General features: G+C 38.7%; 25 protein-coding genes and 1 other annotated feature. Of the genes, 24 read left to right on the plus strand and 1 reads right to left on the minus strand.

What is annotated here, in order from left to right; translation table 11 throughout:
• Positions 1-81 precede the first annotated feature (81 nt).
• Together ACLHK8_RS00525 and ACLHK8_RS00530 are read left to right on the plus strand one after the other, a co-directional pair.
• Positions 82-594, plus strand: coding sequence for a tRNA (cytidine(34)-2'-O)-methyltransferase (locus ACLHK8_RS00525; RefSeq protein WP_057773035.1), 513 nt, complete (start codon positions 82-84; stop codon positions 592-594).
• 44 nt (positions 595-638) lie between these two features.
• The gene (locus ACLHK8_RS00530; protein WP_057773037.1) at positions 639-2,960 is read left to right on the plus strand and encodes an FtsK/SpoIIIE family DNA translocase; all 2,322 of its coding nucleotides are present in this window, start codon (positions 639-641) and stop codon (positions 2,958-2,960) included.
• Between the two features lie 178 nt (positions 2,961-3,138).
• Here the strand turns inward: ACLHK8_RS00530 and ACLHK8_RS00535 are convergent, their stop codons facing one another.
• Positions 3,139-3,258 carry a DUF4044 domain-containing protein gene (locus ACLHK8_RS00535; protein ID WP_082623250.1) on the minus strand — a complete coding sequence of 40 codons (120 nt, stop codon included), beginning with the start codon at positions 3,256-3,258 and terminating at the stop codon, positions 3,139-3,141.
• A 336-nt stretch (positions 3,259-3,594) separates the two neighbouring features.
• Here ACLHK8_RS00535 and mraZ point away from each other — a divergent pair, with 336 nt between their 5' ends.
• The 22 genes from mraZ to mnmA all read left to right on the plus strand — a co-directional run bounded on the left by mraZ (position 3,595) and on the right by mnmA (position 25,251).
• Positions 3,595-4,026 carry a division/cell wall cluster transcriptional repressor MraZ gene (mraZ, locus tag ACLHK8_RS00540; protein WP_057773039.1) on the plus strand — a complete coding sequence of 144 codons (432 nt, stop codon included), beginning with the start codon at positions 3,595-3,597 and terminating at the stop codon, positions 4,024-4,026.
• A gap of 10 nt (positions 4,027-4,036) precedes the next feature.
• Positions 4,037-4,984 (plus strand): 16S rRNA (cytosine(1402)-N(4))-methyltransferase RsmH, encoded by a 948-nt coding sequence (gene rsmH / locus ACLHK8_RS00545; protein ID WP_057773041.1) that lies wholly within the window; start codon positions 4,037-4,039, stop codon positions 4,982-4,984.
• A 13-nt stretch (positions 4,985-4,997) separates the two neighbouring features.
• Positions 4,998-5,387 carry a cell division protein FtsL gene (gene ftsL, locus ACLHK8_RS00550; protein WP_063697829.1) on the plus strand — a complete coding sequence of 130 codons (390 nt, stop codon included), beginning with the start codon at positions 4,998-5,000 and terminating at the stop codon, positions 5,385-5,387.
• Complete coding sequence (locus ACLHK8_RS00555) at positions 5,384-7,558, plus strand: penicillin-binding transpeptidase domain-containing protein (RefSeq protein WP_063697826.1); 2,175 nt, start codon at positions 5,384-5,386, stop codon at positions 7,556-7,558. Before ftsL ends, ACLHK8_RS00555 begins: the two co-directional genes overlap by 4 nt.
• A gap of 17 nt (positions 7,559-7,575) precedes the next feature.
• Positions 7,576-8,544 carry a phospho-N-acetylmuramoyl-pentapeptide-transferase gene (mraY, locus tag ACLHK8_RS00560; RefSeq protein WP_231908600.1) on the plus strand — a complete coding sequence of 323 codons (969 nt, stop codon included), beginning with the start codon at positions 7,576-7,578 and terminating at the stop codon, positions 8,542-8,544.
• A gap of 26 nt (positions 8,545-8,570) precedes the next feature.
• A complete protein-coding gene (gene murD / locus ACLHK8_RS00565) occupies positions 8,571-9,947 on the plus strand; it encodes a UDP-N-acetylmuramoyl-L-alanine--D-glutamate ligase (protein WP_063697823.1) in 1,377 nt (458 codons plus the stop codon).
• A gap of 2 nt (positions 9,948-9,949) precedes the next feature.
• The gene (gene murG, locus ACLHK8_RS00570; RefSeq protein ID WP_057773052.1) at positions 9,950-11,044 is read left to right on the plus strand and encodes an undecaprenyldiphospho-muramoylpentapeptide beta-N-acetylglucosaminyltransferase; all 1,095 of its coding nucleotides are present in this window, start codon (positions 9,950-9,952) and stop codon (positions 11,042-11,044) included.
• Between the two features lie 17 nt (positions 11,045-11,061).
• On the plus strand, positions 11,062-12,069 hold the full coding sequence (locus ACLHK8_RS00575) for a cell division protein FtsQ/DivIB (protein WP_057773054.1): 1,008 nt from the start codon (positions 11,062-11,064) through the stop codon (positions 12,067-12,069).
• Between the two features lie 153 nt (positions 12,070-12,222).
• Positions 12,223-13,569 carry a cell division protein FtsA gene (gene ftsA / locus ACLHK8_RS00580; RefSeq protein ID WP_063697819.1) on the plus strand — a complete coding sequence of 449 codons (1,347 nt, stop codon included), beginning with the start codon at positions 12,223-12,225 and terminating at the stop codon, positions 13,567-13,569.
• 26 nt (positions 13,570-13,595) lie between these two features.
• Positions 13,596-14,882 (plus strand): cell division protein FtsZ, encoded by a 1,287-nt coding sequence (gene ftsZ / locus ACLHK8_RS00585; protein WP_057773058.1) that lies wholly within the window; start codon positions 13,596-13,598, stop codon positions 14,880-14,882.
• A gap of 83 nt (positions 14,883-14,965) precedes the next feature.
• On the plus strand, positions 14,966-15,391 hold the full coding sequence (locus tag ACLHK8_RS00590; protein ID WP_057773060.1) for a cell division protein SepF: 426 nt from the start codon (positions 14,966-14,968) through the stop codon (positions 15,389-15,391).
• 13 nt (positions 15,392-15,404) lie between these two features.
• Positions 15,405-15,656, plus strand: coding sequence for a YggT family protein (locus ACLHK8_RS00595; protein WP_269084003.1), 252 nt, complete (start codon positions 15,405-15,407; stop codon positions 15,654-15,656).
• Between the two features lie 68 nt (positions 15,657-15,724).
• Positions 15,725-16,516: an RNA-binding protein gene (locus tag ACLHK8_RS00600; RefSeq protein ID WP_057773062.1), complete on the plus strand. Its 792-nt coding sequence runs from the start codon at positions 15,725-15,727 to the stop codon at positions 16,514-16,516.
• A 13-nt stretch (positions 16,517-16,529) separates the two neighbouring features.
• Positions 16,530-17,354 carry a DivIVA domain-containing protein gene (locus ACLHK8_RS00605; protein ID WP_320532048.1) on the plus strand — a complete coding sequence of 275 codons (825 nt, stop codon included), beginning with the start codon at positions 16,530-16,532 and terminating at the stop codon, positions 17,352-17,354.
• Positions 17,353-17,564, plus strand: a binding site (T-box leader). (Overlaps the previous gene by 2 nt.)
• A 45-nt stretch (positions 17,565-17,609) precedes the next feature.
• Positions 17,610-20,405 (plus strand): isoleucine--tRNA ligase, encoded by a 2,796-nt coding sequence (ileS, locus tag ACLHK8_RS00610; protein ID WP_057773064.1) that lies wholly within the window; start codon positions 17,610-17,612, stop codon positions 20,403-20,405.
• A gap of 187 nt (positions 20,406-20,592) precedes the next feature.
• The gene (locus tag ACLHK8_RS00615) at positions 20,593-20,826 is read left to right on the plus strand and encodes a cold-shock protein (protein ID WP_057773066.1); all 234 of its coding nucleotides are present in this window, start codon (positions 20,593-20,595) and stop codon (positions 20,824-20,826) included.
• A gap of 22 nt (positions 20,827-20,848) precedes the next feature.
• Positions 20,849-21,388, plus strand: coding sequence for an NUDIX hydrolase (locus ACLHK8_RS00620; RefSeq protein ID WP_320532049.1), 540 nt, complete (start codon positions 20,849-20,851; stop codon positions 21,386-21,388).
• A 9-nt stretch (positions 21,389-21,397) separates the two neighbouring features.
• On the plus strand, positions 21,398-21,685 hold the full coding sequence (locus tag ACLHK8_RS00625; protein ID WP_320532050.1) for a hypothetical protein: 288 nt from the start codon (positions 21,398-21,400) through the stop codon (positions 21,683-21,685).
• 9 nt (positions 21,686-21,694) lie between these two features.
• Complete coding sequence (locus ACLHK8_RS00630; protein ID WP_057773071.1) at positions 21,695-22,381, plus strand: 5'-methylthioadenosine/adenosylhomocysteine nucleosidase; 687 nt, start codon at positions 21,695-21,697, stop codon at positions 22,379-22,381.
• A 51-nt stretch (positions 22,382-22,432) separates the two neighbouring features.
• Positions 22,433-23,596 (plus strand): cysteine desulfurase family protein, encoded by a 1,164-nt coding sequence (locus ACLHK8_RS00635; protein WP_320532051.1) that lies wholly within the window; start codon positions 22,433-22,435, stop codon positions 23,594-23,596.
• A complete protein-coding gene (locus ACLHK8_RS00640; RefSeq protein ID WP_057773074.1) occupies positions 23,596-23,937 on the plus strand; it encodes a DUF1831 domain-containing protein in 342 nt (113 codons plus the stop codon). The genes ACLHK8_RS00635 and ACLHK8_RS00640 overlap by 1 nt, the downstream gene beginning before the upstream one ends.
• Before the next feature lie 186 nt (positions 23,938-24,123).
• On the plus strand, positions 24,124-25,251 hold the full coding sequence (mnmA, locus tag ACLHK8_RS00645) for a tRNA 2-thiouridine(34) synthase MnmA (RefSeq protein ID WP_320532052.1): 1,128 nt from the start codon (positions 24,124-24,126) through the stop codon (positions 25,249-25,251).
• Positions 25,252-25,421: the final 170 nt, after the last annotated feature.

Consider the following 25,421-nt stretch of genomic DNA (forward strand, 5'->3'; position numbering starts at 1 on the left):
TTTTGTTGTTTGAAAAAAATTGTAGCAGTATGATAGCTTTTAGATAACGATTTAATTTAATTTATGAGAGTGAGAATAAAAATGACAAATCATATAGTACTTTTTGAACCTTTAATGCCTGCAAATACGGGTAATATTGCCCGAACTTGTGCAGGGACGGATACTGTTTTACACCTGATCAAACCCCTTGGTTTCTCTGTTGATGACAAACATCTTAAGCGAGCTGGGCTTGATTACTGGAAAGATGTTGAACTTGTCTATCATGAAAATTTACCGGAATTCATTGCTTCCGTGCCAGATTTGAATTATCTTTATCTAGTTTCCAAATTTGCGGATCACGATTATACCGATGTGGACTATACAGATAATGATCAGGATCATTATTTTTTGTTCGGTAAAGAAACGACGGGTTTACCAGAGCCTTTTATGCGTCAATATCCTGAAAAAGCCATCCGAATTCCACAAGATGATGACCATATTCGGGCGCTTAACTTATCTAATAGTGTGGCAATTGTGATTTATGAAGCACTCCGTCAACAAGCCTTTCCTGGGCTTCAACGAGTCCATCGCTATGAAAATGACAAGCTTAAATAAAGTTATTTGAGCGATTTATAAATTTGTTGAAAGGAGGACACATAATGGCAACGAAAAGAAAAACCACAACCAAACGAAAGCGAAAACGCACTAAGAAAAGTAATTGGCAGCATTTTCTGCAATCCAAACACTTCTATGGCGGAATTTTTGTTTTATTAGCTTTATTAGGATATTTTTCTTTGGGATACATTGGTGTTTTATTTGCGAATGTTTTTCGCTTGTTTGTCGGGGATGCCTTCCAAATTTTGATTTTAGTGTTTGGCTTGTATGGGGCAATTTTGTTGTTTACTGGCAAAGAACCAAAGCTAAAAGGACGTTTACGATTTTTGGTTGGAACTGCCTTGGTTTATGTTGGCGCACTATTAATAATTACAACACGTTTTTTTGAACAAATGAATCAACACAATCATTTTATCGCTACAACTTGGCAATCACTCTCGGATGCATTTAAGTATGCTTCGATTGGCGAGCCAGTTGGTGGTGGCATGATCGGAAGTATTCTGTATTCTGCAACGGAGTTTTGTTTTTCTGAAATTGGTAGCCTTATTTTAGGGTGGTTAGTGGTTATTCTTGGCGCAGCAATCTTCTTTGGAATCCCAATGGATAAAGTTCTTCAGACGACGGCTGTCGCGCTCAGAAAGCTAATCATTTCAATTCGAGAGGCTAGTGAGCGTTTTGGACAACAACTAAAACTGAAGTGGCAGCAAAGAGAAAAGGGTAATTCCACCGGACAAAAGGAAGAAAAACAAGTATCTTTGAAAAAAGATGTGGAAGCAACTGTTACGGGCAAAGATTTGATGGATGATCAGATGAAAAAATCAAACCCAGCCGGACAGCCTGCAATCAGAATTGCTTCAGAACACGAGCAAGCGCAAACCAAAGAACGGCCTGAAAAGGTAACTCACACAGAATCTGCTTTTCAAAATACTGAAGAGCTTGAAAATCCTAATTATCAGTTGCCATCTACGGAACTTTTAACAACTATTCCTAAGACAGATCAGAGCCAAGAATATAAGACAATTCAAAAAAACACCAAAATTTTGCAGCAAACGTTGACTAGCTTTGGTGTCAAAGCCACAGTTAAAAGTGTTAATTTAGGGCCATCAGTGACTGAATACGAGTTACACCCCGATATTGGTGTGAAAGTAAGTAAAATTGTGGGGCTTTCAGATGATATCGCTTTGGCATTGGCTGCAAAAGATATTCGAATTGAGGCGCCAATTCCGGGAAAATCTTTAATTGGTATTGAAGTACCCAACACGGAAGTTTCAACGGTTTCTTTTCGAGATGTCGTTGAAGCACAAACGGAGCATCCAGACGCAATTCTCCAAGTGCCAATTGGAAGAGACGTTTCTGGAAATTTGGTTTTAGCAGACTTGGTCAAAATGCAACATTTACTAATTGCGGGAGCGACGGGTAGTGGGAAATCTGTCATGATTAATGTCATTATTACAAGTTTGTTGATGAATGCCAGACCAGACCAAGTGAAATTTATTTTAATTGATCCGAAAAAAGTTGAGTTGGGTGTTTATAAAGATATTCCGCATCTTTTGACGCCAGTGGTCACTGAGCCTAAAAAGGCAGCGAGAGCTTTACATAAAGTTGTTGCTGAAATGCAGCATCGCTATGACTTGTTTGCAGAAAGCAATCAACGAAATATTAAAACTTATAATCAATATATCAGTGAAGAAAATAAAAAAGACGGTAAGAATCGTCCTCATTTGCCATATATTGTTGTGGTTGTTGATGAACTAGCGGATTTGATGATGGTGGCACAAAATGCTGTGGAAGACGCAATTATCAGATTGGCTCAATTGGCTCGGGCGGCTGGAATTCACATGATCATCGCCACCCAGCGACCATCTGTGGATGTGGTAACTGGACTAATTAAAGCTAATGTTCCTTCACGAATCGCTTTTGCGGTAGCGAGTGGAACAGATTCGCGGACCATTATTGATTCAAATGGGGCTGAGAAGCTTTTAGGCCGTGGAGATATGCTTTACTATCCTATGGGTAAAAGTAAACCAGAACGAGTTCAGGGTGCTTTTATTTCGGATAAAGATGTGAAAACTGTCGTTGAATATGTCAAAAATCAACAAAAGGTGTCTTACGATGAAGCGTTAGTTGTAACGGATGAAGAAGCGGCAGCTGATGATCAATCAAATAATGATGAAAAAGATGAGTTATATGATCAAGCGGTTGCTTTAGTGACTGAAATGCAGAAAGCTAGTACGTCAATGTTGCAACGTCGTTTTAGGATTGGTTATAACCGCGCTGCAAGAATTGTAGATCAGTTGGAAGCAAATGGCGTGGTTGGCCCCCAGGAGGGTAGCAAGCCACGACAGGTGTTTACCAAAAAAGAGTAAAGTTTGATAAAGTAGAAAAATAGCTATGACGATTTAGGAGGATAATCCTATTAAGTCATAGCTATTTTTGTTTTATTAGAATGTTGTGAACTATGGTGTCCGGCTGTTTAAGAAACTTAAAGAGTGAATTACCACAATAATAAAAAAGAAACGCCAATTAACAATTGGAGTTCCTTTTTTATCCCAAGAGATTTAAGGATGATAGGGCAGTTAAAACAACTGAACCAACCATACTAATAATCATGATCCAAACAACGACCATTGTAACTTTTTGAAATGTACTTTTCTTTTTTTTCATAGGTGCACCACTTTCCGAAATATTACTCACTATTCTAACGTGTAAGTTTTAACAATTCAAATTTTTTTATGAAGCTGTCAGGATTTCAGTGGATTTTAAGACAAATTAAACAAAAACTAAAAATAATCCCCACCATCCTTCCACTAATTAATGAAATCGATTTAAAATACTGATATACTAGTGTTTATAAAGAATCCGGAGTGGAAAATAAAGTGATTAAATTATCACTTTTATAATAATTTGTAAGCATTTTAAAAATGTTTTATAAATTGGTGGTAGGTAGTGGGACAAAGTGGTAAACTAAGTTTGTGATTGAGAAGGAAAGGGGCAATTAGTATGTTCATGGGCGAATATCAGCATTCACTTGACACTAAGGGACGACTAATTGTTCCGGCCAAATTTAGAGAAGATTTAGGATCTGATTTTGTGATCACTCGTGGGTTGGACGGTTGTTTGTTTGGCTATCCACTTGAAGAGTGGCAAAGGGTTCAAGACAAATTAAAAGCATTGCCGTTAAATAAGCGAAATAACCGGGCCTTTGTCCGATTCTTGTTCGCAGATGCAACGCAATGTAATTTTGATAAACAAGGTCGTATTAATATTCCTAAACAGTTACGTGAACATGCAAAACTTACTAAGAAGTGTGTGTTGGTTGGTGTTTCAAGCCGATTCGAAATTTGGGATGAAGCACAATGGAATGCGGTAACGGCGGATACGGAAGAGAATTTTGATGATATTGCTGAAAATTTAATTGATTTTGGCTTATAGGAGTAGAAAAATGAGTGAGTTTCAACATACAACTGTTTTATTAAACCAAGCAATTGATGAATTAAATCTTAATCCAGACGGTGTTTATGTGGATTGTACGCTTGGCGGCGGTGGTCATAGTCAACTGATTTTGAGCCAACTGAGTCAAAAGGGTCATTTATATGCGTTTGATCAAGATATTGCAGCAATTGAATACAATCAAACTCATTTAAAGAAATATTTGGATAGTCATCAGGTTACGTTCATTGAAGATAACTTTAAAAATATTAAAAAAGATTTGGAAGAACAAGGAATTCAAAAGGTTGATGGCATTGTCTATGATTTAGGTGTTTCATCACCACAGTTGGATGACGCTAAGCGAGGGTTTAGTTATCAACACGATGCGCCACTGGACATGCGCATGGATCAATCCGCGGAATTAACGGCGCAAACGGTGGTGAACCAGTGGTCATATGAAGCATTGGTCAGAATCTTTTTCCGTTACGGGGAAGAACGCTATTCAAAACAAGTTGCACGTGAAATTGAACGGGAGCGTGAAGTAGCACCCATTCAAACGACTGGACAATTAGTTGAAATCATAAAAAAAGCAATTCCTGCTGCCGCACGAAGAACCGGTGGTCATCCAGCAAAACGAGTTTTCCAGGCTGTTCGAATTGCTGTTAACAATGAGTTAGGCGTTTTAGAAACTTCGCTAGAACAGGCTTTAGATATATTAGAGGTTGGTGGCCGAATTAGTGTGATTACATTCCAATCTTTAGAAGACCGACTGGTCAAAAACATTTTTAAAGAAAATGCAAATCTTCCGGATCTTCCACAGGGACTACCCGTTATTCCTAAAGAACTCGAACCACATTTTAAATTGGCAACACGCAAACCCATTTTACCTAGTAAGGACGAATTAGAAAATAATCATCGCGCACATAGCGCAAGACTCCGAGTTATTGAAAAAATAAAATAGGGACTGATTTATAATGGCACAAAATAATTTAGCAGAAGCATTTCCAGCTACCAAACCGGTTAAACGACGAATACCGGATATAAAAGAAGGCACTTTACATAAAGCAAAAGCAGTCGTTATTCCGAATTCTTTACCATTTTCAAAATTTGAGAAAATTTTAATGACATTCTGCGGTATAATCTTGACAGGCTTAATGATTTTTGTGATTTCTGGTAAAATATCATTATCAAGTGCTGAACATGAACTTTCTAGTTCACAAGGACAGGTGACAAAGGTAACTTCCAGCAATAGTAATCTCAAGCAGGAAGTGAACCAACTCTCCAGTCGCTCACGCTTGGACAAAATTGCAAAACAATATGGTTTAAGCCTGACAACTCAGAATATAAGGAATGTTAATAAATGAACAACAAAGAAAAACGTTCAAAAAAGGACAACAACAAATCAAGCCAAAATCGAAGAGCGTTCGGTCAATGGCTTTTTTTCATAGCGATTGCCTTATTCGTAATTTTAATTCTACGTTTTTCCTATATTGCAATTGGCGGGACTGTAGAACACATTAATTTGAGTTCGCAGGCCCGCCGTTTGTATACGGATAATAAAGTCTTGAAAGCGCAACGGGGGTCAATATTGGATGCTTCTGGGCAGCCAATTGCAGAAGATACCAGTACGTATTCAGTTTATGCTGTTTTGAACAAAACACAGGTTGGTGCAAATAAAAAGGCACTCTATGTGACTAATAAAGAAAAAACGGCTAAAATTCTCGCAAAATATTTACCAATTAGTGAGACAAAAGCTTTGAAGGCTCTGAATCCTAGTAATAAAAATACTTTTCAGGTTGAATTCGGTACTGCAGGGAAAAATATCTCTGTTGCAACAAAAGAAAAAATTGAATCATATAAGTTAACGGGAATTAATTTTGTTCAATCCGAGGCACGTCTGTATCCGAATGGGACTTTTGCGTCTAATTTGATCGGAATTACCTCTCAAGTACAGAAAAAGAATTCCGATGTAACTCAATTAAAGGGTGTCATGGGAATTGAAAGTGCATTTAACAAAAAGTTAACCGGAACAGATGGTGAGCGTTCCATTCAAAAAGATAAGTTTGGTTATCAACTGCCGTCTTCTCAAGAGAAAAAAGCGGCTGTAGATGGAAAAAACATTTATACTACTTTAGATACAAGGCTTCAAACGTTGTTAGAATCCGAAATGACGAAGGTTCAGTCTCAGGTTCATGCCAAGTCAATGACAGCGACAATTATTAACGCAAAAACAGGAGCCATTTTGGCGACTTCCCAACGACCATCATTTAATCCCACAACTAAAAGTGGAATAAGCAAGGCTTGGAGCAATTCCTTGGTACAGGATACTTTTGAACCTGGATCAACAATGAAGGTCTTTACAACTGCTGCCGCGATTGATAGTGGTCACTTCAATGCAAAGGAAAAATATAAGTCAGGAACATATAAAATTGGAACTCAAGTGGTACCTGATTGGCAGACGTCAGGTTGGGGATTAATTACCTATGAAGAAGGATTCGCACGTTCTAGTAATGTGGCAATGGCCCATTTGGAACGAAAAATGGGAGCAAAAACGTGGAAAAAGTATATTAAGAAGTTTAACTTTTTAAAGAGTACTAATTCAGGGCTGTCCGGAGAAGCTAGTGGAAGCATGCAATTTACCTATCCAATTGATCAAGCAGACACGGCGTTTGGTCAGGGAATTGATGTGACTGATATGCAGATGCTCCAAGGATTTACGGCGATTGCTAATAACGGTAAAATGGTCAAACCACAATACATCAAAAAAATTTTGGATAGTCAAACTGGTAAAGTGACGTATCGAATGAAAACTAAGAGTCTTGGAAAACCAGTTAAAAGTTCGACGGCCAAAAAGGTTCGAAAACTGATGGAAGACGTTGTTTATAAGAGTTATGGAATTGGTCAGGAATTCAAAATTTCGGGCTATAAAGTTGCTGCTAAAACTGGTACAGCACAAGTTGTTGGTTCCGGTGGCACGTACTTGAATGGTAACGATAGTTATTTGTATTCTGTTGTGGGGATGGTACCTGCCGATAATCCGAAGTATATTATGTACATCACCATGAAACAGCCAACATTGCCAGCCACCAAAACGGCCACCCAGCTCTTAAATGAAATTTTTGGCCCAGTTATGAAACAAGCACTTGGTGAGAATGCCTCAACTGCCAAAAATCAGGTATCTGGGAAAGTTAAGATTGCCAACATGGTTGGTGAATCGGCTGATACTGCTGCTAAAGATTTAGGTAAACAAAATATTGCGGCAACGGTTGTCGGAACAGGCAGTATTGTTACCCAGCAGTCACCTCTAGCAAATACAGAAATGCTGGCAGGCCAGCGAGTTATTTTAATGACAAGTGGTCAGATGAAAATGCCTAATCTATCTGGATGGTCACGAAACGATGTCCTTAAGTTAACCGATCTAGTAGGAATACAAGCGAAATTTTCTGGGACTGGGTTTGTAAAATCACAATCAATGAAGAGTGGCGCGGTTATTCAAAGCGGTCAAACACTCACAGTTAAACTAAAACAAAAGTAAAAAGAATGGAGTTTATTATGAATTGGATAGCGCAAATTGGGACGGCGGTTGTTAGCTTTTTAATTACTGTAGTTGCCATGCCATCATTTATTAATTATTTTCGTAATCGTAACGAGGGACAAATGATTCGCGAAGAGGGTCCTAAATGGCATGAAAAGAAGTCTGGCACCCCAACAATGGGTGGTTTGATTTTTATTATTGCTATTAGTTTAAGTAGCCTTTTATTTGATCTTGTTACTCATCAAATGAATGCTACGGGATTGATCCTAATCTTCATTCTGATTATGTATGGAATTTTAGGCTTTTGGGATGATAGTATTAAGTTGATGAAGAAACAAAACGAAGGCCTGAAAGCTTGGCAAAAATTTCTTGGACAAATCGTGGGAGCAGTTATTTTCTTCCTTGTCTACCAAAATGAAGGTTTTTCCCAATCACTAAATGTTCCTTTCTTGGGCACTTGGCATATGGGAGCCTGGTTCGTTATTTTTGTAGCTTTTTGGTTAGTGGGCTTTTCCAACGCCGTCAACTTGTCTGATGGTTTAGATGGCTTGGTCAGTGGACTGGCTATTATTGCCTTTGGTGCCTATGCAATTATTGCTGGGGTGCAACATCAATTTGATGTTCTAATCTTTTGTTTAGCGGTGATTGGCGGGCTGGTCGGATTTTTAATTTTTAATCATAAACCGGCCAAAATATTTATGGGTGATATGGGCTCACTTGCCTTAGGTGGCGCATTAGCTGCCGTTTCAATTTTAGTGCATCATGAATTGGCTTTATTACTAATTGGAATCGTGTTTGTGTGTGAAACGGCGAGCGTTATTCTCCAGGTATTGTCATTCAAGTTAACTGGCCATCGAATTTTTAAGATGAGTCCCATTCATCATCATTTTGAAATGATGGGTTGGAGCGAGTGGAAAGTTGATATTGTTTTCTGGGTTGTTGGACTAATTGGTGCTGCAATTGCGTTAATCGGTATTTTAGGATAATTAAAGTTTAGGTGAAGGGAAAAATCATGAAAGATATTACGAATTATCGGGATAAAAAGGTCTTAGTATTAGGGTTGGCCAAAAGTGGTGTAAGTGCAGCAAAGCTCTTACAAAAATTAGGAGCTTTAGTGACAGTAAACGATGCAAAACCGTTTGATGAGAATCCTGATGCACAGGAATTATTAGAAAATGGTATTAAGGTTGTTACAGGGGGACACCCGTTGACACTTTTGGATGAGGGGTTTGAGCTTATTGTAAAAAATCCCGGGATCCCATATACTAATCCGATTGTGAAGGGCGCCCTTGAAAAAGAAATTCCCATTATTTCAGAACCAGAGCTTGCCTATCAAGCTTTGAGTGGTGAAATGATTGGAATTACTGGAAGTAATGGAAAGACCACCACAACCACGCTTATTCAGTTAATGTTAGATAAAGACCGTCAAGCTGGGCACGCTTTTCTTGCTGGTAACATTGGGATTCCTGCAACAACAGTTGTTCAAAAGTTGCATGCAGAAGATACAATGGTGACGGAACTATCCAGCTTTATGTTAGCAAGTGTGACAACCCTGAAACCACATATCGCAGTAATTACAAATATTTTTTCTAACCATTTAGATTGGCATGGAAGTCGCGAAAATTATGTTCGTGACAAAATGCACATCACCAAAAACCAAACGGCCGATGATTATTTTGTCATCAATTGGGATAATCCTGAATGGCAACAATTAAGTAAGCAGACGAAGGCTCAGGTTGTACCATTCTCACGAAAAGATTTGAGCGAAAAAGGTGCTTACCAACGCGGTGAATTTTTGTATTTTCGCGACGAAAAAATTATGGCCGCTGAAGATATTAAAGTGCCAGGAGTTCAAAATATTGAGAATGCATTAGCAGCCATTGCAGTTGCTAAAGTAAGTGGCTGTTCTACTGAAGCGATTATCGAAGTTTTGAAAACATTCTCAGGTGTGAAACATCGTGTGCAATATGTCACCACTTTTGAAAAACGTGTCTTTTATAATGATTCAAAAGCAACCGATATTGAAGCGACTCAGGTGGCATTGCGTTCTTTCAAACAGCCGATCGTTTTGATTGCGGGTGGTTTAGACAGAGGATACACGTTTGAAAAGTTGGTACCCGATTTTAAAGATCATGTAAAAGCCATAGTTCTGATTGGCGAAACAGCTCATTTATTAGCAGATGCTGCCAAAAAAGCTGAGGTACCAGTGATAAAATCTGCCAATAAAGTGGCTGACGCGGTACCACTTGCGTATCAATTGAGTAATCCCGGTGATATCGTATTGTTGTCGCCGGCAAATGCAAGTTGGGATCAGTACAAAAATTTCGAAATTCGTGGTGATGAATTTATCACCGCGGTTAATAAGCTCCAAAACGGAAAGAAGGCTTAATTATGCGTTTAATGATTTCAGGTGGTGGAACCGGTGGCCATATTTATCCAGCTTTGGCCCTTATTGAAGCTTTGAAAAAACGTGAGCCCAATTCCGAAATATTATATGTGGGGACCGAAAAGGGACTAGAAAGTCGGATTGTCCCTGAACAAAACATTGAATTTAAAACAATTCGAATCCAAGGGTTTAAGCGGTCACTGTCCTTAGAAAACCTCAAAACAATTGGTTTGTTTTTGAAGAGTGTTGGTGATGCACACAAAATGATAAAAGATTTTCGTCCAGATGTTGTGGTTGGAACCGGTGGGTACGTCAGTGGAGCAGTGGTCTTTGCTGCGAGTCTTCAACATATTCCAACGGTTATTCACGAGCAAAATAGTGTGGTGGGTGTGACCAACAAATTTCTCAGTCATTTTGTGACAAAAATTGGCATTTCGTTTGAAGATGCTCGTAAAGATTTTCCGGCCAAAAAAGTTGTTTTTACAGGAAATCCAAGAGCCACTCAAGTTGCTCAAATGCAACCTAATAGTGCCCTTTCTGAATATGGCTTAAAAAGCGATGTTCCAACGTTATTAATTTTCGGTGGCAGTCGCGGGGCAGAAAAAATTAATTCTGCAATGGTTGCGGCACTCCCCGAGCTAAAGAAAAGGGATTACCAGGTTTTGTTTGTGACTGGAAATGTGCACTATAAAAAAATCATGGCGCAGCTTGATCCTGAAACACTTGGTAAAAATTGTGTTGTGCGACCATATATTTCAGAAATGCCAAGATTATTGCCAGATTTTGAAGCCATCCTCGGGCGTGCTGGGGCAACTAGTTTGGCGGAAATTACGGCTTTGGGGATTCCTTCAATATTAGTGCCAAGTCCCTATGTAACCAATGATCACCAAACCAAGAATGCAAATAGTTTGGTTAGAAAAGGGGCAGCAAAGCTTTTACCAGAATCAGAGCTGACTGGTAAAACTTTGTTAAAAGCGACTGACGCATTAATGAATGATCAAAGTTTAAGACAACAAATGGGTGATGCTGCAAGAAAAATGGGTCGTCCACATGCTGCCGAAGATCTTTTAAACGTGCTTGAATCTGTGGTTAAAAAATAGAAAACGGGGTGGCGATCGTGTTTGGAAAAAAGAAAACGAAAACTCCTCAAGTTAATCGTGACTTAACACCGTGGGAAAAAGCTCAACAAAAACAAAAAGCAGCTGAAAAGATAACCGAAAAGAAATCTAAAGAAAAGCATTCATCTTCGCCTAAGTTTCTAAATTCACGCAAAAAACGAATTTATTTATTTAGCGGATTATTACTTATTCTGATCGGAGCAGGCTATTTGAGTTCACCACTGAGTCGTGTTCAGACAGTTAAGGTAGCCGGAAATACCCATTTTTCCAAAGAAGAAATTCAAAAAATTGGAAATGTTCATCATAACGATTGGATTTTTCCATATTTGTTAGGCAATCGAGACAAATCAGAGCAAGTCTATAAAAAGAATCCTGAACTGATGAGTTACAAAATTAGCCGCCAAGGAGTAAATAAACTTAAGATTACCGTCAAAGAAAATATGATTGCCGGAGTTGTGCTTCGAAATAAAAAATATTACACAATTTTAGATAACGGGAAGGTTGTTAAAAAATCAAAAACACAACCGTCTGGAGATTATCCGATCTTTAAAAATTTTCATACAACAAAGGTTTTGAATGCTTTGCTAACTCAGTTTAAACAATTACCAGCTGTTGTGCGGAATGGAATTTCTGAAATTGATTATGTGCCAAGCAAAAACAATCCGAACCGCATCCATTTGTATATGAACGATGGGAACGAGGTTTACGCAATTTTATCCACGTTTGCAGCTAAAATGAAATATTATCCACAAATGGCAGCAGATATGAAACAAAAAGGCATTATTGATTTAGAAGTGGGTGCGTATTCCTATCCCTTTAAAAACAAGTCTTCAGAGTTAACTAGTAAGACAGCCTCTAGCAGTTCTGGTTTGGTCACTAGTTCAAGTAGTTCTTCTTCTACGGTTCCAAGTAGTTCGAATTCAACTGCAAATTCTTCGTCGACAAATAGTTCTAGTTCAGTAAGCGTTTCTAGCAGTTCTACAAGTACAGTGCAGGCAACAAATTAATAAAAATGAGAAATAATGGAATTTAATTCGATTTTTTAGCATATTTTCTCATTTTTTTAAAAGAATGCACTATTTAAATGTATTGAAGTTATGGTAAACTTGAGAGTATATACAAGAGTCTAAAATAGGGTATGTTTAGGAGGTTCCTTTATTATGGATAATTCAGGGATTTATGTTGGACTTGATATAGGGACCACCTCAATAAAAGTCATTGTCGCTGAACATGTAAATGGGCAAATGAGTGTTATTGGAGTGGGAAGCGAACGCTCTGATGGAATGAATCGTGGCGTGATTGTCGATATTGACAAGGCGTCAGCAGCTATCAAGAGAGCAATATCAGTTGCAGAAAATAAAGCAAATTTAAAGATTCACGAAGTAGTCGCTGGAATTCCAGCAAATTTATTAAAAATTGAGCCTTGTCGTGGTATGATTGCGATTGCAGAGACGTCTCGGGAAATCACGAATCAAGATGTGGTTAACGTGGCTAATGCGGCTTCTGTACACAGTCTGCCTCCAGAACAAGAAGTAATCGATGTTTTGCCTGATGAATTTGTTGTTGATGGTTTTGATGGCATTAAGGATCCTCGGGGAATGGTTGGCGTTCGTCTAGAAATGAACGGAACTGTTTTAACCGGTCCTAAGACCATTATTCACAACACAAAACGGGCAATTCAGCAAGCCGGATTACATTTGACAGATCTCGTCTTGAATCCGTTAGCATTAGGAAAAACCGTTCTAAACGACGGTGAGCAGGATTTCGGAACTGTCTTAATTGATTTGGGCGCGGGCCAAACGACAACGGCAATTATTCATGACCATCATTTGAAGTATACATATGTTGATCAAGAAGGCGGTCAGTTTGTTACAAAAGATATTTCCGTTGTTTTAAATACCTCACTGAGTAATGCTGAAAAGCTTAAACGTGAATATGGTTATGCTTTTGCTGAAGGTGCCAGTGATGATGGCTTTCCAGTGGAAGTGGTGGGGCAATCAGCACCTACCCAGGTCACTGAGAAGTATTTAGCGGAAGTTATTGAAGCAAGACTAGAACAAATCTTAACCAACGCTTATAATCATCTTGACAGCATTGATGCATTAGATATGCCAGGTGGTGTTGTAATTACCGGAGGCGCAGCTGCAATTCCTGGAATTCAGAGTTTAGCAGCCGACATTTTTGGAACAAATGTAAAAATATATGTTCCAGAACCAATGGGATTGAGACACCCGGCTTTCTCACAGGCGTTTGCATTACTTAATTATGAAGCTTCCTTGAGTGAAGTGGATTTCTTGGCTAAAAGTGCAATGGTTTCGGGCACACGGCCAGTACCTGAGCAACAGACGTTTGATGATACAGAGGATGTTGACCAAGCAGAGTCAGAGCCTAATACGCAGTCAGCTCCTAAACGAGTTAAAAAAACCAAACCAAAGAAAGAGACATCTTTTTCTTTTAGCAACATGTTTGCTAGTTTGAAACGTTGGTTTAGCGAATTCTTTGATTAACTTTTAAAATAATGGAGGAAAACGGGATGGAATTTACAATGGATGATGAACAAAATGCTGGCGCAAATATCAAGGTAATTGGTGTCGGTGGCGGAGGTAGTAATGCCGTTAATCGGATGATTGCTGAAGGTGTAAAGGGCGTTGAATTTATCGTCGCAAACACTGATGTCCAAGCTTTGAAACAATCTAAAGCAGATACTAAAATTCAATTAGGACCGAAATTAACTAAAGGACTAGGTGCTGGTTCAACTCCTGAAGTTGGGAGTAAAGCGGCACAAGAAAGTGAACAAACTATTTCTTCTGCACTTGAAGGCGCCGACATGGTGTTTGTAACTGCCGGAATGGGTGGTGGTACCGGTACTGGTGCTGCACCATTAGTTTCTAAGATTGCTAAAGAAACAGGTGCTTTAACTGTTGGAGTTGTAACACGACCATTCAGTTTCGAAGGACCTAAGCGAGCTCGTTTTGCGGCCGAAGGGGTTGCCAAAATGAAGGAGCAAGTGGACACTTTAATCATTATTGCTAATAATCGTTTATTAGAAATGGTCGATAAGAAGACTCCAATGATGGAAGCATTTGGTGAAGCAGATAACGTTCTTCGCCAAGGTGTTCAAGGAATTTCTGATTTAATTACCTCTCCAGGTTATGTCAACCTTGATTTTGCCGATGTTAAAACAGTTATGTCTAATCAAGGCTCAGCTCTAATGGGAATTGGTTCTGCAAACGGTGAAAACCGGACTGAAGAAGCAACTAAGAAAGCTATTTCTTCACCATTATTAGAAGTTTCAATCGATGGTGCAGAACAAGTTCTGTTAAATATTACTGGTGGACCAGATCTTTCCTTATTTGAAGCACAAGCTGCTTCAGAAATTGTTGCCAAAGCTGCTACTGATGACGTTAATATCATCTTCGGTACATCAATTGACGAAAACATGAAAGATGAAGTTCGAGTTACAATTATCGCAACTGGAATTGATAAGAAGAACGAGCGTCCACTTCATCGAGCAACACCAAGAACAAGTTTTGATACACCCGCAAGCACAAACTCTACGGTATCAACACCATCGTTCAGTGAACCAACGACTAACAATGCGGCACCAAAACAAGAAGAGAAAGAAACTAAAAAAGACGATCCGTTTGGAGACTGGCAGTTACGTCAATCTAATTCAAATGGTGTACGTCCAACATCTGTCGAGGATGATAGCGAATTTAAAGATATTGAAAAGAAAGATTTCAACGTTTTTAATGATTCTGATAATGACGATGATAAAGGTATGGACACACCTCCATTTTTCAAACGTCGTCGCAAGTAATTAAATAGTAATTTGGAACTGGGAACAAGACAGCTGTTTTGTCCCAGTTCTTTGATACAGCGTCAATTTAGGAGGCGTTCTGTATGGCATTAAGCGATCGATTTAATAAGTTGTTTGGCATAGACGATCCAGATCATGCGTCAGATGAAGATCCTGATCTCAATGTGGCAACAACGACAGATAATAGGGTGGAAACAATGGACAATATTTCGGGTTCTAAAAGTCAAATTGCGTTATTTGAGCCACGTATTTTTAGTGATGCCAAAGAGGCGGCTAAACAATTAATCTCAGGGCAAGCCGTAATTTTAAATTTTGAACGAATTGATGATAGTCAAACGAAGCGGATTGTTGATTTCCTTTCAGGTACATTATTTGCCATCGATGGCTCAATCGAAGAAGTGGGAACACAAATCTTTTTGTGCACCCCAAATAGTTTCGAAATAAATGGTAGTTTGTATACAAATATTCAAAATGGAGATCTAAGCAAAAACGATCTAAATAAGGAGTAAACATTTGGTCTTTATATTTACAATTTTAAGTAAACTTATTCAGTTATATATGTTATTGATTTTTGTCTTTGTCTTAATGTCATGGTTTCCAGGAGCTTATCAGACCAAGTTAGGACAATGGCTAATAAAGTTATGTATGCCATATCTAAAAATATTCCGATTTATTCCTCCGTTTTTTGGATTGGACTTTTCTCCAATTGTGGCTATTCTGTTACTTGAAATGGCACAATATGGAATTGCTGCGCTTAGTAGTTTTTTCTATTAGGGATAAATTTGAATGCTCCTTAATGAGGATATATTTAGATTAGGTACTTTCTAAGAGGTAAGTTAAAAATGGACAATATTATGCAACATTTTCGTTCTGAAGAAGCTCCATTTGTTGAAGAAGCGACAGGATGGATTCAGGAAGTCCGTGATCAAAATCGTTTTATCTTAACCAATTTTCTTAATCCACGAGAGAAGTTTATCTTAACGACTTTAGTAAATCGTCTAGATGAAATTAAGATTCAGAGTTTTGGGGGATATCCGGGTGCCGAAATGAGTCGTTCACTCATTTTTCCGGACTATTTTGTTCCTGAACAACAAGATTTTAATGTCACGTTATTGGAAATTCAGTATCCTATTAAATTTGCCAGAATTCACCATCGAAATGTACTTGGAACGATCGCAAACATGGGGATCGAAAGAAATACGTTTGGTGATATTATTTCTAATGGTGAAGATTGGCAGTTTTTTGTGAAGTCAGAAATGGTTGATTTTTTCCTCTCTCAGGTTGGAAAAATTGGAAATATTAAGGTTCGTTTAATCGAAAAAGAGTTAAATGAAGCTATTGAACCAGATAATGATTGGGAATCTGGAACCACAACTGTTGCTTCAGTTAGAGTTGATGCAATCGTGGCGGAAGGTTTTCATATTTCACGAAATCATGCCAAGGAACTGATTGAAGAACGAAAAGTGCAGTTGAACTGGAAACTGCATCAACGTCCAGACTTTGAACTGGTTGAAAATGATTTATTATCGGTTCGTGGTTATGGTCGAATTCGTCTTGATAGTATTGAAGGTAAAACTAAGAAAGACAAAATTCGAGTTTTGCTTTCAATCATAAGTAGCAAAAAGAAAAAATAATGGAGGAATCAGTATGACTTTAGATCCAGTTGATATTCAGAATAAACAATTTTCGAATAAAATGCGCGGATATAATCCAATTGAAGTTGATGAATTCATACAACATGTTGCCATTGAATATCGGCAGGCTCTAGATAAAATTTCAAATTTGGAAAAGCAAGTTGAGAATGCAGAAACAAAGCTTGAATATTTTGATGATATGAAAGAAGCACTCAATAAATCTATTTTAGTAGCTCAGGATGCGGCTGATAAAGTCAAGAGCAGCTCAAAACGAGAAGCGGAACTAACTATGGAAGAAGCCCAAAAAGAAGCAGATGGAGCTGTTCAGAAAGCAAAAGTTAGTGCCGAGGCTGTCATTGATGAGCAAGCTGAAAAAGCGAAAAAATTAATTATGGCTACCAATGAATTGAGAAAGAACGCGCGCTTGTATCGCCAAAGAGTGCAGGTTTTGGTTGATTCACAACTTCAGATGATTAATGGTAGTGAGTGGGATAGTATCTTAAAAGAGGACCAAGACGTGCAAGTTAGTGATTTAAAAGAGGCAATGTTGCATACAGGAACGCTTGACAAGATTAAATCTGCAAGTGTAAACTCAGTTGATGAGGAAGACGCTGGTGACATTACACCTGCTGTAGAGCCAACTACTGAAAGTAATTCTTTGGTTGAGAATCCACAAACGTCTACCGAGTCAAAAGATAAAGACAAAGCTGAAGAATCTGATGAAAAATCGGAAGAAACGGACCGTTCTCAGAGAGAGACAGTCGTTGTTTTCCCTGATGAAGAAATTACGTCTTCTCATCAGAATTCTGGCTTACATGTCAGTGCTAAAAATAAATAATTTTTCTATGAAGAGAACACATTGAAAGTGGGTTCCTGTCAGCGAGCTAGCGAATTGATGAGAGGCTAGCCAGGAACTACTTTACGATATCATCTCTGAGTTATCGAATCGATTTTTGTAGATGCGATCGGTTGAAAGGCCGTTATTTAATTAAGAAAAACTGTTAAGGTTTTTAAAATTGGGTGGTACCACGAAGACTTCGTCCCTTGTGACGAGGTCTTTTTATATTCAAAAAAATAGAGGAGTGACAAACTTATGCGTATAAAAGAAACCCTTAATTTAGGGAAAACAAAGTTTAAAATGCGGGGAAATTTACCTGTTAATGAAGCCAAGCGTGAAGAGGTTTGGGCAGAAAACAAGATTTATGAAACACGGCAAAAATTAAATGAGGGCAAGCCTTCGTTTGTTTTACATGATGGACCTCCATATGCAAATGGAAATATCCACATGGGTCACGCAATGAATAAGATTTCTAAAGATATCATTGTCCGGTATAAATCGATGTCTGGCTACCGTGCTCCTTATGTGCCAGGATGGGATACTCATGGTTTGCCAATCGAACAACAATTGACCAAAGAAGGCTATGATCGCAAGAAGATGTCGACAAGTGAATTCCGCAAACTTTGTCGTGAATATGCCTTAAAGCAAGTTGATATGCAAAGAGAAGACTTCAAACGCTTGGGTGTAGCTGGCGAATGGGATAATCCTTATTTGACTTTGAAACCAGAATTTGAAGCGCAAGAAATCCGTACCTTTGGGAAAATGGCTGAAAAGGGCCTGATTTTTAAAGGTAAGAAGCCGGTATTTTGGTCATGGTCCTCTGAATCTGCGATGGCAGAAGCGGAAGTTGAATATCATGATGTAACTTCGCCATCAGCATTCTTTGCTGAACAAGTGGTTGATGGCAAAGGTGTTTTAGATACTGATACGTATTTGGTTGTTTGGACAACCACGCCGTGGACAATTCCAGCTTCTGAAGGGGTAACAATTGATGCTAGTTTTGATTATTCAGTTGTACAACCAGCAGGTGATGATCGTAAGTTTGTGATTGCATCTGAATTAGTTGATAATGTGGTTGAAAAATTTGGCTGGGAAAACGTCAAAGTTCTTAAAACTGTTAAAGGTAAGGAGCTAGATCGGGTTCTTACCCAACATCCTTTCTACCCAGATCGTAAATTGGTTGTTATGTTAGGCGACTTTGTCACATTAGATGCCGGAACTGGATTAGTTCATACTGCTCCTGGATTTGGGGAAGATGATTTCCGAGTTGGTAAAGAATACGGACTAGATATTCTAGTACCAGTCAATGATCAGGGCTACATGACTGAAGAAGCCGGTAAAGATTTCGAAGGTGTCTTCTATGAAGATGCGAACCAAATCGCATTAGATAAACTGAAAGATGCTAATCTTTTACTAGATTACATGCCATACAAGCATAGCTATCCTTTCGATTGGCGGACTAAGAAGCCAGTGATTTTCCGAGCAACACCACAGTGGTTTGCTTCTGTTGATAAAATTCGAGACCAAATTTTAAGTGCCATTGATGATGTAAAATTCTCACCAGATTGGGGTAAGAAGCGTCTTTACAACATGATTCGTGATCGTGGCGATTGGGTTATCTCACGTCAGCGTGTTTGGGGTGTGCCATTGCCAATTTTCTATGGCGAAGATGGTGAAGCAATCATGACCCAAGAGACGATTAATCATGTTGCCGATTTATTCGAAGAACATGGATCTGATATCTGGTTTGATTGGGATGCTAAGGATCTTCTTCCAGAAGGGTTTACTAGTGAGCATTCACCAAAGGGCACATTCACTAAAGAAACTGATATTATGGATGTTTGGTTCGATTCTGGTTCGTCACATCAAGGTGTGCTGGCAGAACGTGATTACCTTACTTATCCAGCTGATCTGTATTTAGAAGGATCTGATCAGTATCGGGGATGGTTTAACTCTAGTTTGATTACTAGTGTGGCCGTTTCGGGTCATGCACCATACAAGCAAGTTGTTTCCCAAGGATTTACCCTTGATGGTCAAGGCCATAAGATGAGTAAGTCACTTGGCAATACAATTGTGCCAAGTGAAGTGATTAAACGAATGGGTGCTGAGATTGTTCGTTGGTGGGTTGCTTCTGTGGATTCTTCGTCAGATGTACGCGTTTCGATGGATAACTTTGTCAAGACTTCTGATAGTTATAAGAAGTTGCGGAATACGTTACGCTACTTACTTGCCAACACGACAGATTATGAACCAGCAACTGATAAAGTAACCTTTAAAGATTTAGAATCTGCAGACCAATACATGTTGATTAAGTATAATAAATTGGTTCAAGCTTTACTGGATGATTATGAAGCTTATGACTCCTTAAATATTTACAAACGGGTTATGAACTTTGTGATTACTGATCTGTCTGCTTTTTATCTCGATTTTGCTAAGGATGTTGTGTATATTGATCCTGAAAAGAGTCAATCACGGCGATCAATGCAAACAGTTTTCTATGAAATCTTGGTTGGTTTAACAAAACTGTTAACCCCAATCTTGCCACATACCATGGAAGAAATCTGGGAGTACTTGAAAGAACCTGAAGACTTTGCTCAATTATCAGAAATGCCAGTTGTTCAAAAATTCGATAATCAAGATCAGATTTTTGAGGATTGGGAACAATTCAAAACTGTCCGTTCTAATGTGTTAAAAGCGTTAGAAGAAGCACGGGATAGTAAGATGATTGGGAAATCAATGGAAGCACAAGTTAATCTGTATGCTGACGCCGACACAAAGAAGCTTTTGGATGAATTAAATACAAATGTGCGTTTAATTCTGATTGTGTCAAAATTAGAAATTCATGACTTGAAAGATGCTCCTGATGATGCTGAACAATTCAAAGGAATGGCCGTTAAGGTCCTTGTTGCAGAAGGTTCTGTTTGTGCCCGTTGTCGAATGACAAAGACGGATGTTGGAGCCGATGATGCCTATCCTGAACTTTGTGCACGTTGTGCTAAAATTGTTCGTGAGAATTATCCAGAAAGTATTGAAACAGGCCTAGAAGAATAGGCTGTTCAAAAAAATCCGATTTAAATTTTGTTTGAGTTTGACTCTGACAGAATTTTGATCGGATTTTTTGTTCAGTTTTAGTAAATGTGCACGGTAATCAATTTACTTTTTTCAAAATAATCAGTATGATGTTAGAAGGAGTAGGTCGTAGCCTAGATTTTAAAATTAGGCTAATGGGAGGTTTCGTATGGAACACGGCACAGTAAAAAGTTTTGATAAAGACAAGGGCTTTGGATTCATTAATTTGGACGATGGTACAGAAGTGTTCGTCCACTATTCAGCTATCGAAGGTGAAGGGTTCCGTTATTTGCACGAAGGCGATGAGGTTAGTTTACTAGTTGTTCAAGGTGCTAAGGGATTACAAGCAGTCAAAGTTAGTGTGCTTCCCCTTGATACTGATTCGGAATCGTCAGTAGAATAATTAAGCGAAAGAGAAGTTATTTATGGAATTAGAAGAGAAAGTTGTAAAAAATGAGCCCCGATATAACGGAGAAATTATTGATGTTTATCAACAAACGGTGAAATTACCAAATGGCGATTTAGCTAATCGAGATGTTGTTTTGCATCAAGATGCAATTGCAGTTCTAGCAATTACAGATGATAATAAAGCCCTTTTTGAAAAACAATGGCGGGCACCAATAAAAAAAGTTACAATCGAAATTCCGGCTGGCAAAGTTGAATCTGGTGAAACTGCCGAGGTCACTGCTGTTCGAGAATTAAATGAAGAAACTCGTTATCAAGCTGGTGAGCTTAAACGAATTTCAGGGTTTTATTCAACTCCTGGTTTTGCAGATGAATACATGACGCTTTATATGGCTACGAATTTAGAACCTGTAAAAACTGAATTGCCACAAGATAAAGATGAAAACTTGCAATTACTTGAGCTTTCGTTAAAAGAAGCATTAGCAGGTGTTGCAGATGGTTCTATTGAAGATGCAAAAACCGTTTTGGCAATTTACTATTGGCAAAGTTTGAATAAGTAGGTGAAGTCTGTGAAGGATGATGAACAACAAGAAAATCTCACACGTGAAGATTATCAACGCCAAAAGCAAGCAGAAGAAGAAAAGTTTAGCCAACGAGATCGAAAACGGGTCCAAGTAGAAAAAGAGTATGCCTGGACACATGATGAAAATATTGATGAAGAAACGGTTGTAGAACCAAATGTACGAAATACCGCGGAACGTAAAAGTCGTAATCTCGGAAGAAAACTGAATTGGGTTATTTTCGCGCTGGTTGTGGCCATTGTGATTGTTTATTTAATACTATTTTTTGTGAAATGAGGATGAATAATGAAGTATGGTGTAATTTGTGCAATGGAAGAAGAAATTAAGAGTTTGCACAGCGCGTTAGATATTGAAAAAGAAACAGAAATTAATGGCATTATTTTTTATGAGGGCACGATTAACAATAATGAAGTTGTCTTGGTGCGTTCTGGAATTGGTAAAGTGGAGGCCGGTATTACAGCCGCTCTATTAGTAACTAATTTTAAAGTTGATGCCTTAATCCATTCTGGCTCAGCTGGTGGGATTGGTAGTGGTTTATCAGTAGGCGACGTGGTTATTTCAACCCAAACCCTGTACCATGACGTGGATGCAAGAGCCTTTGGTTATGAATTAGGCCAATTACCAGGTCAACCTGCACGCTTTGATGCAGACCAAAATTTGATTAGTGAATTATCACTAGCGGGTGAAAAAACAGGCCTAAATATCAAAACAGGTCTGATTGTAACTGGGGATCAGTTTATTAGTAGCTCTGAAAAAATTCAAGAAATTTTAAAGAACTTTCCTGATGCACTCTGTTGTGAAATGGAAGGTAGTGCGATTGGACAAGTCGCCCATCAATTTAAGGTACCTTTTGTAGTTATCCGTGCAATGTCTGATGTTGGTGACGAAAATGCGGGAGTCTCATTTGACGACTTTATTATTGAAGCTGGCAAACAGTCCGCAAAAATGTTATTGGCATTGTTTAATAAGTAAGAAAGGCGATCATTAATTTTTAGTTGAGACATAAAGGAGAGTGGAATTAGCATGAAACAAGTTTATTTTGATAATGCCGCAACTACGCCGATGGCTCCTGAAGTGGTCGAGAAAATGACTGAAGAAATGAGTCACGATTTCGGTAATGCTTCAAGTACCCATGCGTTTGGACGCAAAGCACGAATGACTTTAGACCAAAGTCGGCAAATTATTGCAGACAGTATCAATGCTAATGAAGACGAAATTGTTTTTACTAGCGGTGGGACTGAAAGTGATAATACTGCGATTATGGAAACGGCGATTGCACGCAAGAATTTAGGCAAACATATTATCACGACCGCGATTGAACATCCTGCAGTTTTAAAGACCCTGGCTGCTTTAGAAAAAACGGGTTATGAGGTAACCTATTTGCCAGTTGATAAAAATGGTCTAATTAGCTTAGATGATTTTAAGGCGGCTTTGCGGGATGACACCATTTTAGTGACAATTATGATGGGAAATAATGAAGTTGGCAGTCATATGCCAATCCACGAGATTGGTGAGATTCTAAAGGACCACCAGGCTTGGTTTCATACAGATGCGGTTCAGACTTATGGCTTGTTGGATATTGATGTTAAACGCGACCATATTGATTTACTATCAACATCTGCCCATAAACTGAATGGACCAAAGTTTCTCGGTTTCTTGTACAAACGTGACGGTGTGAACTTTCCAAGCTTTTTAAAGGGCGGCGAACAAGAAGACAAACGACGTGCGGGAACTGAAAATGTACCTGGAATCGCTGGATTTGCAAAAGCTGTTTCTTTATTAACTCCTGATGTTAAAGCAGCGATGCAACAAAAATACATGGGTTTTAAGCAACAAATTATAAAGGGACTAACCGATGCTAACGTTGATTTTGAAATTAATGGGTCGCTTGATCCTAATAATTTGCAGCATGTTTTTAATATTTGGATTAAAGGTGTTTCAACATATGTGATGCAGACTAATCTCGACTTAAATGGGATCGCAGTATCAGGCGGGTCTGCTTGTACAGCTGGGAGCTTAGAGCCTTCGCATGTGCTGATTGCAATGTTTGGCGAAGACTCTCCACGAACCGGTGAATCAATCCGAATAAGTTTCGGGAAATATAATACGAGCGATGACGTAGATTATTTGATAAGTAATCTGGTTCAAATTATTCAGCGTTTGAAATTAAAGGAGGCTGTAAAATAATGGCATTTACGACAGAAGTAAAAGTTGATGGGGATAGTGATACGTATCAAATGAGTCCTGAGGTAAAGAAGTATACTTTACGGGATGTCGGTTTTACTGTATCAAATGGGGGAAACTTTATTTATGAGCGATCCTTAGATCCAACTTCACCATATAAACAAGGTAATAAATTAAAAGTGACGTTTGCTAAAGATTTAAGTGGTTTTAAAATGTCAGTCACAACTGCTAATGGGTTAAAACGGGTTAATATTTTCAACAAAGAAAACGACAAACCCTTAGTAGAACAATATCATTACATTTTGGATGATATGGTTGAACGGCAGATTTTTGTTAAAGCTTAATTTGGCGCATAAATAAGATAGTAACTCATAAACTGGGTTACTATTTTTTGCTTTTTATAATAAAAAATCGATTAGCTGGCTAAATACTTGCTCAATTTGCTTACTTTGATATAATAAGCGTTACTGGATGTTGCGACCTTCAATCGTAGATTCTCCAGAATCTGATAGAAATGATGGTGATTTTTGATGACAGACAATAGCAAGACCCGTGTCGTTGTCGGCATGAGTGGTGGTGTTGATTCATCAGTAGTAGCTTATTTGCTCAAGCAACAGGGCTACGATGTCGTTGGTGTGTTCATGAAGAATTGGGATGACACTGACGAAAATGGTTTTTGTACGGCAACTGAGGATTATAAGGATGTAGCGAAAGTGGCTGCAAAAATTGGGATTCCTTATTACTCAGTTAATTTTGAAAAAGAGTACTGGGATCGTGTGTTCACGTACTTTTTGGATGAGTACAAGAAGGGTCGGACTCCAAACCCAGACGTAATTTGCAATAATGAAATTAAGTTCAAAGCCTTTTTAGACTATTCAATTAGTTTAGGTGCAGATTATGTAGCAACTGGACATTATGCAAAGCTTGAGCGTGATGCTCAGGGTAACCAGCATTTATTACGTTCAGAGGATATGAATAAGGACCAAACGTATTTCTTAAATCAATTAACTCATGAGCAATTAGACCATGTTATGTTTCCATTGGGTGGTATGGTAAAAGCTAAGGTTCGTAAGATTGCTGAGAAGGCTGGATTGGCCGTAGCAAATAAGAAGGATTCTGTTGGAATCTGTTTTATTGGCGAGAAGAATTTCAAGGAGTTTCTTGGCAATTACTTACCTGCAAAAGCGGGTAAGATGATGACTGTTGATGGTGAAGTTAAGGGCGATCATGCTGGCCTAATGTATTACACCATTGGTCAGCGTCGTGGCCTTGGCATTGGTGGCGGCAGTCAGAACAATGATCCTTGGTTTGTAATTGGCAAGGATTTAAAGAAGAATATCTTGTATGTTGGTCAGGGTTACCATAATGAGCATTTATATGCTGATCGTTTGGTTGCATCTGATTTACATTTCGTAAACGATATTGCTGATCGTGGCGATTCATTCCGTTGTACAGCTAAGTTCCGTTACCGCGCAATGGATGTGGACGTTACCGTTCATTTCAATGAAGACCGCACACGGATGACCGTTGATTTTGACGATCCTGCGCGTGCAATCACACCTGGTCAGGCCGTTGTTTTGTATGACGGCGAGGAGTGCTTGGGCGGCGGAATTATTGATGCTGCTTACAGCAAGGACCGTGAGTTACAGTATATCTAAACATTAAACTTGCATAGGCGTTGGTTATCCGAATTCGTTTGGACGACTGGCGCTTTTTTAATTCTAAAAAATAGTTTAATGGCTGATTTTAGGACAGCTGCATGAGACAAGCCAAAAAATATAAGCACACTTCCAGCAGGATGCGATCCCGCCTCCAATGTGCTTATACC

This window comes from Pediococcus sp. M21F004, from assembly GCF_051122535.1.
GTDB lineage: Bacteria > Bacillota > Bacilli > Lactobacillales > Lactobacillaceae > Pediococcus > Pediococcus inopinatus.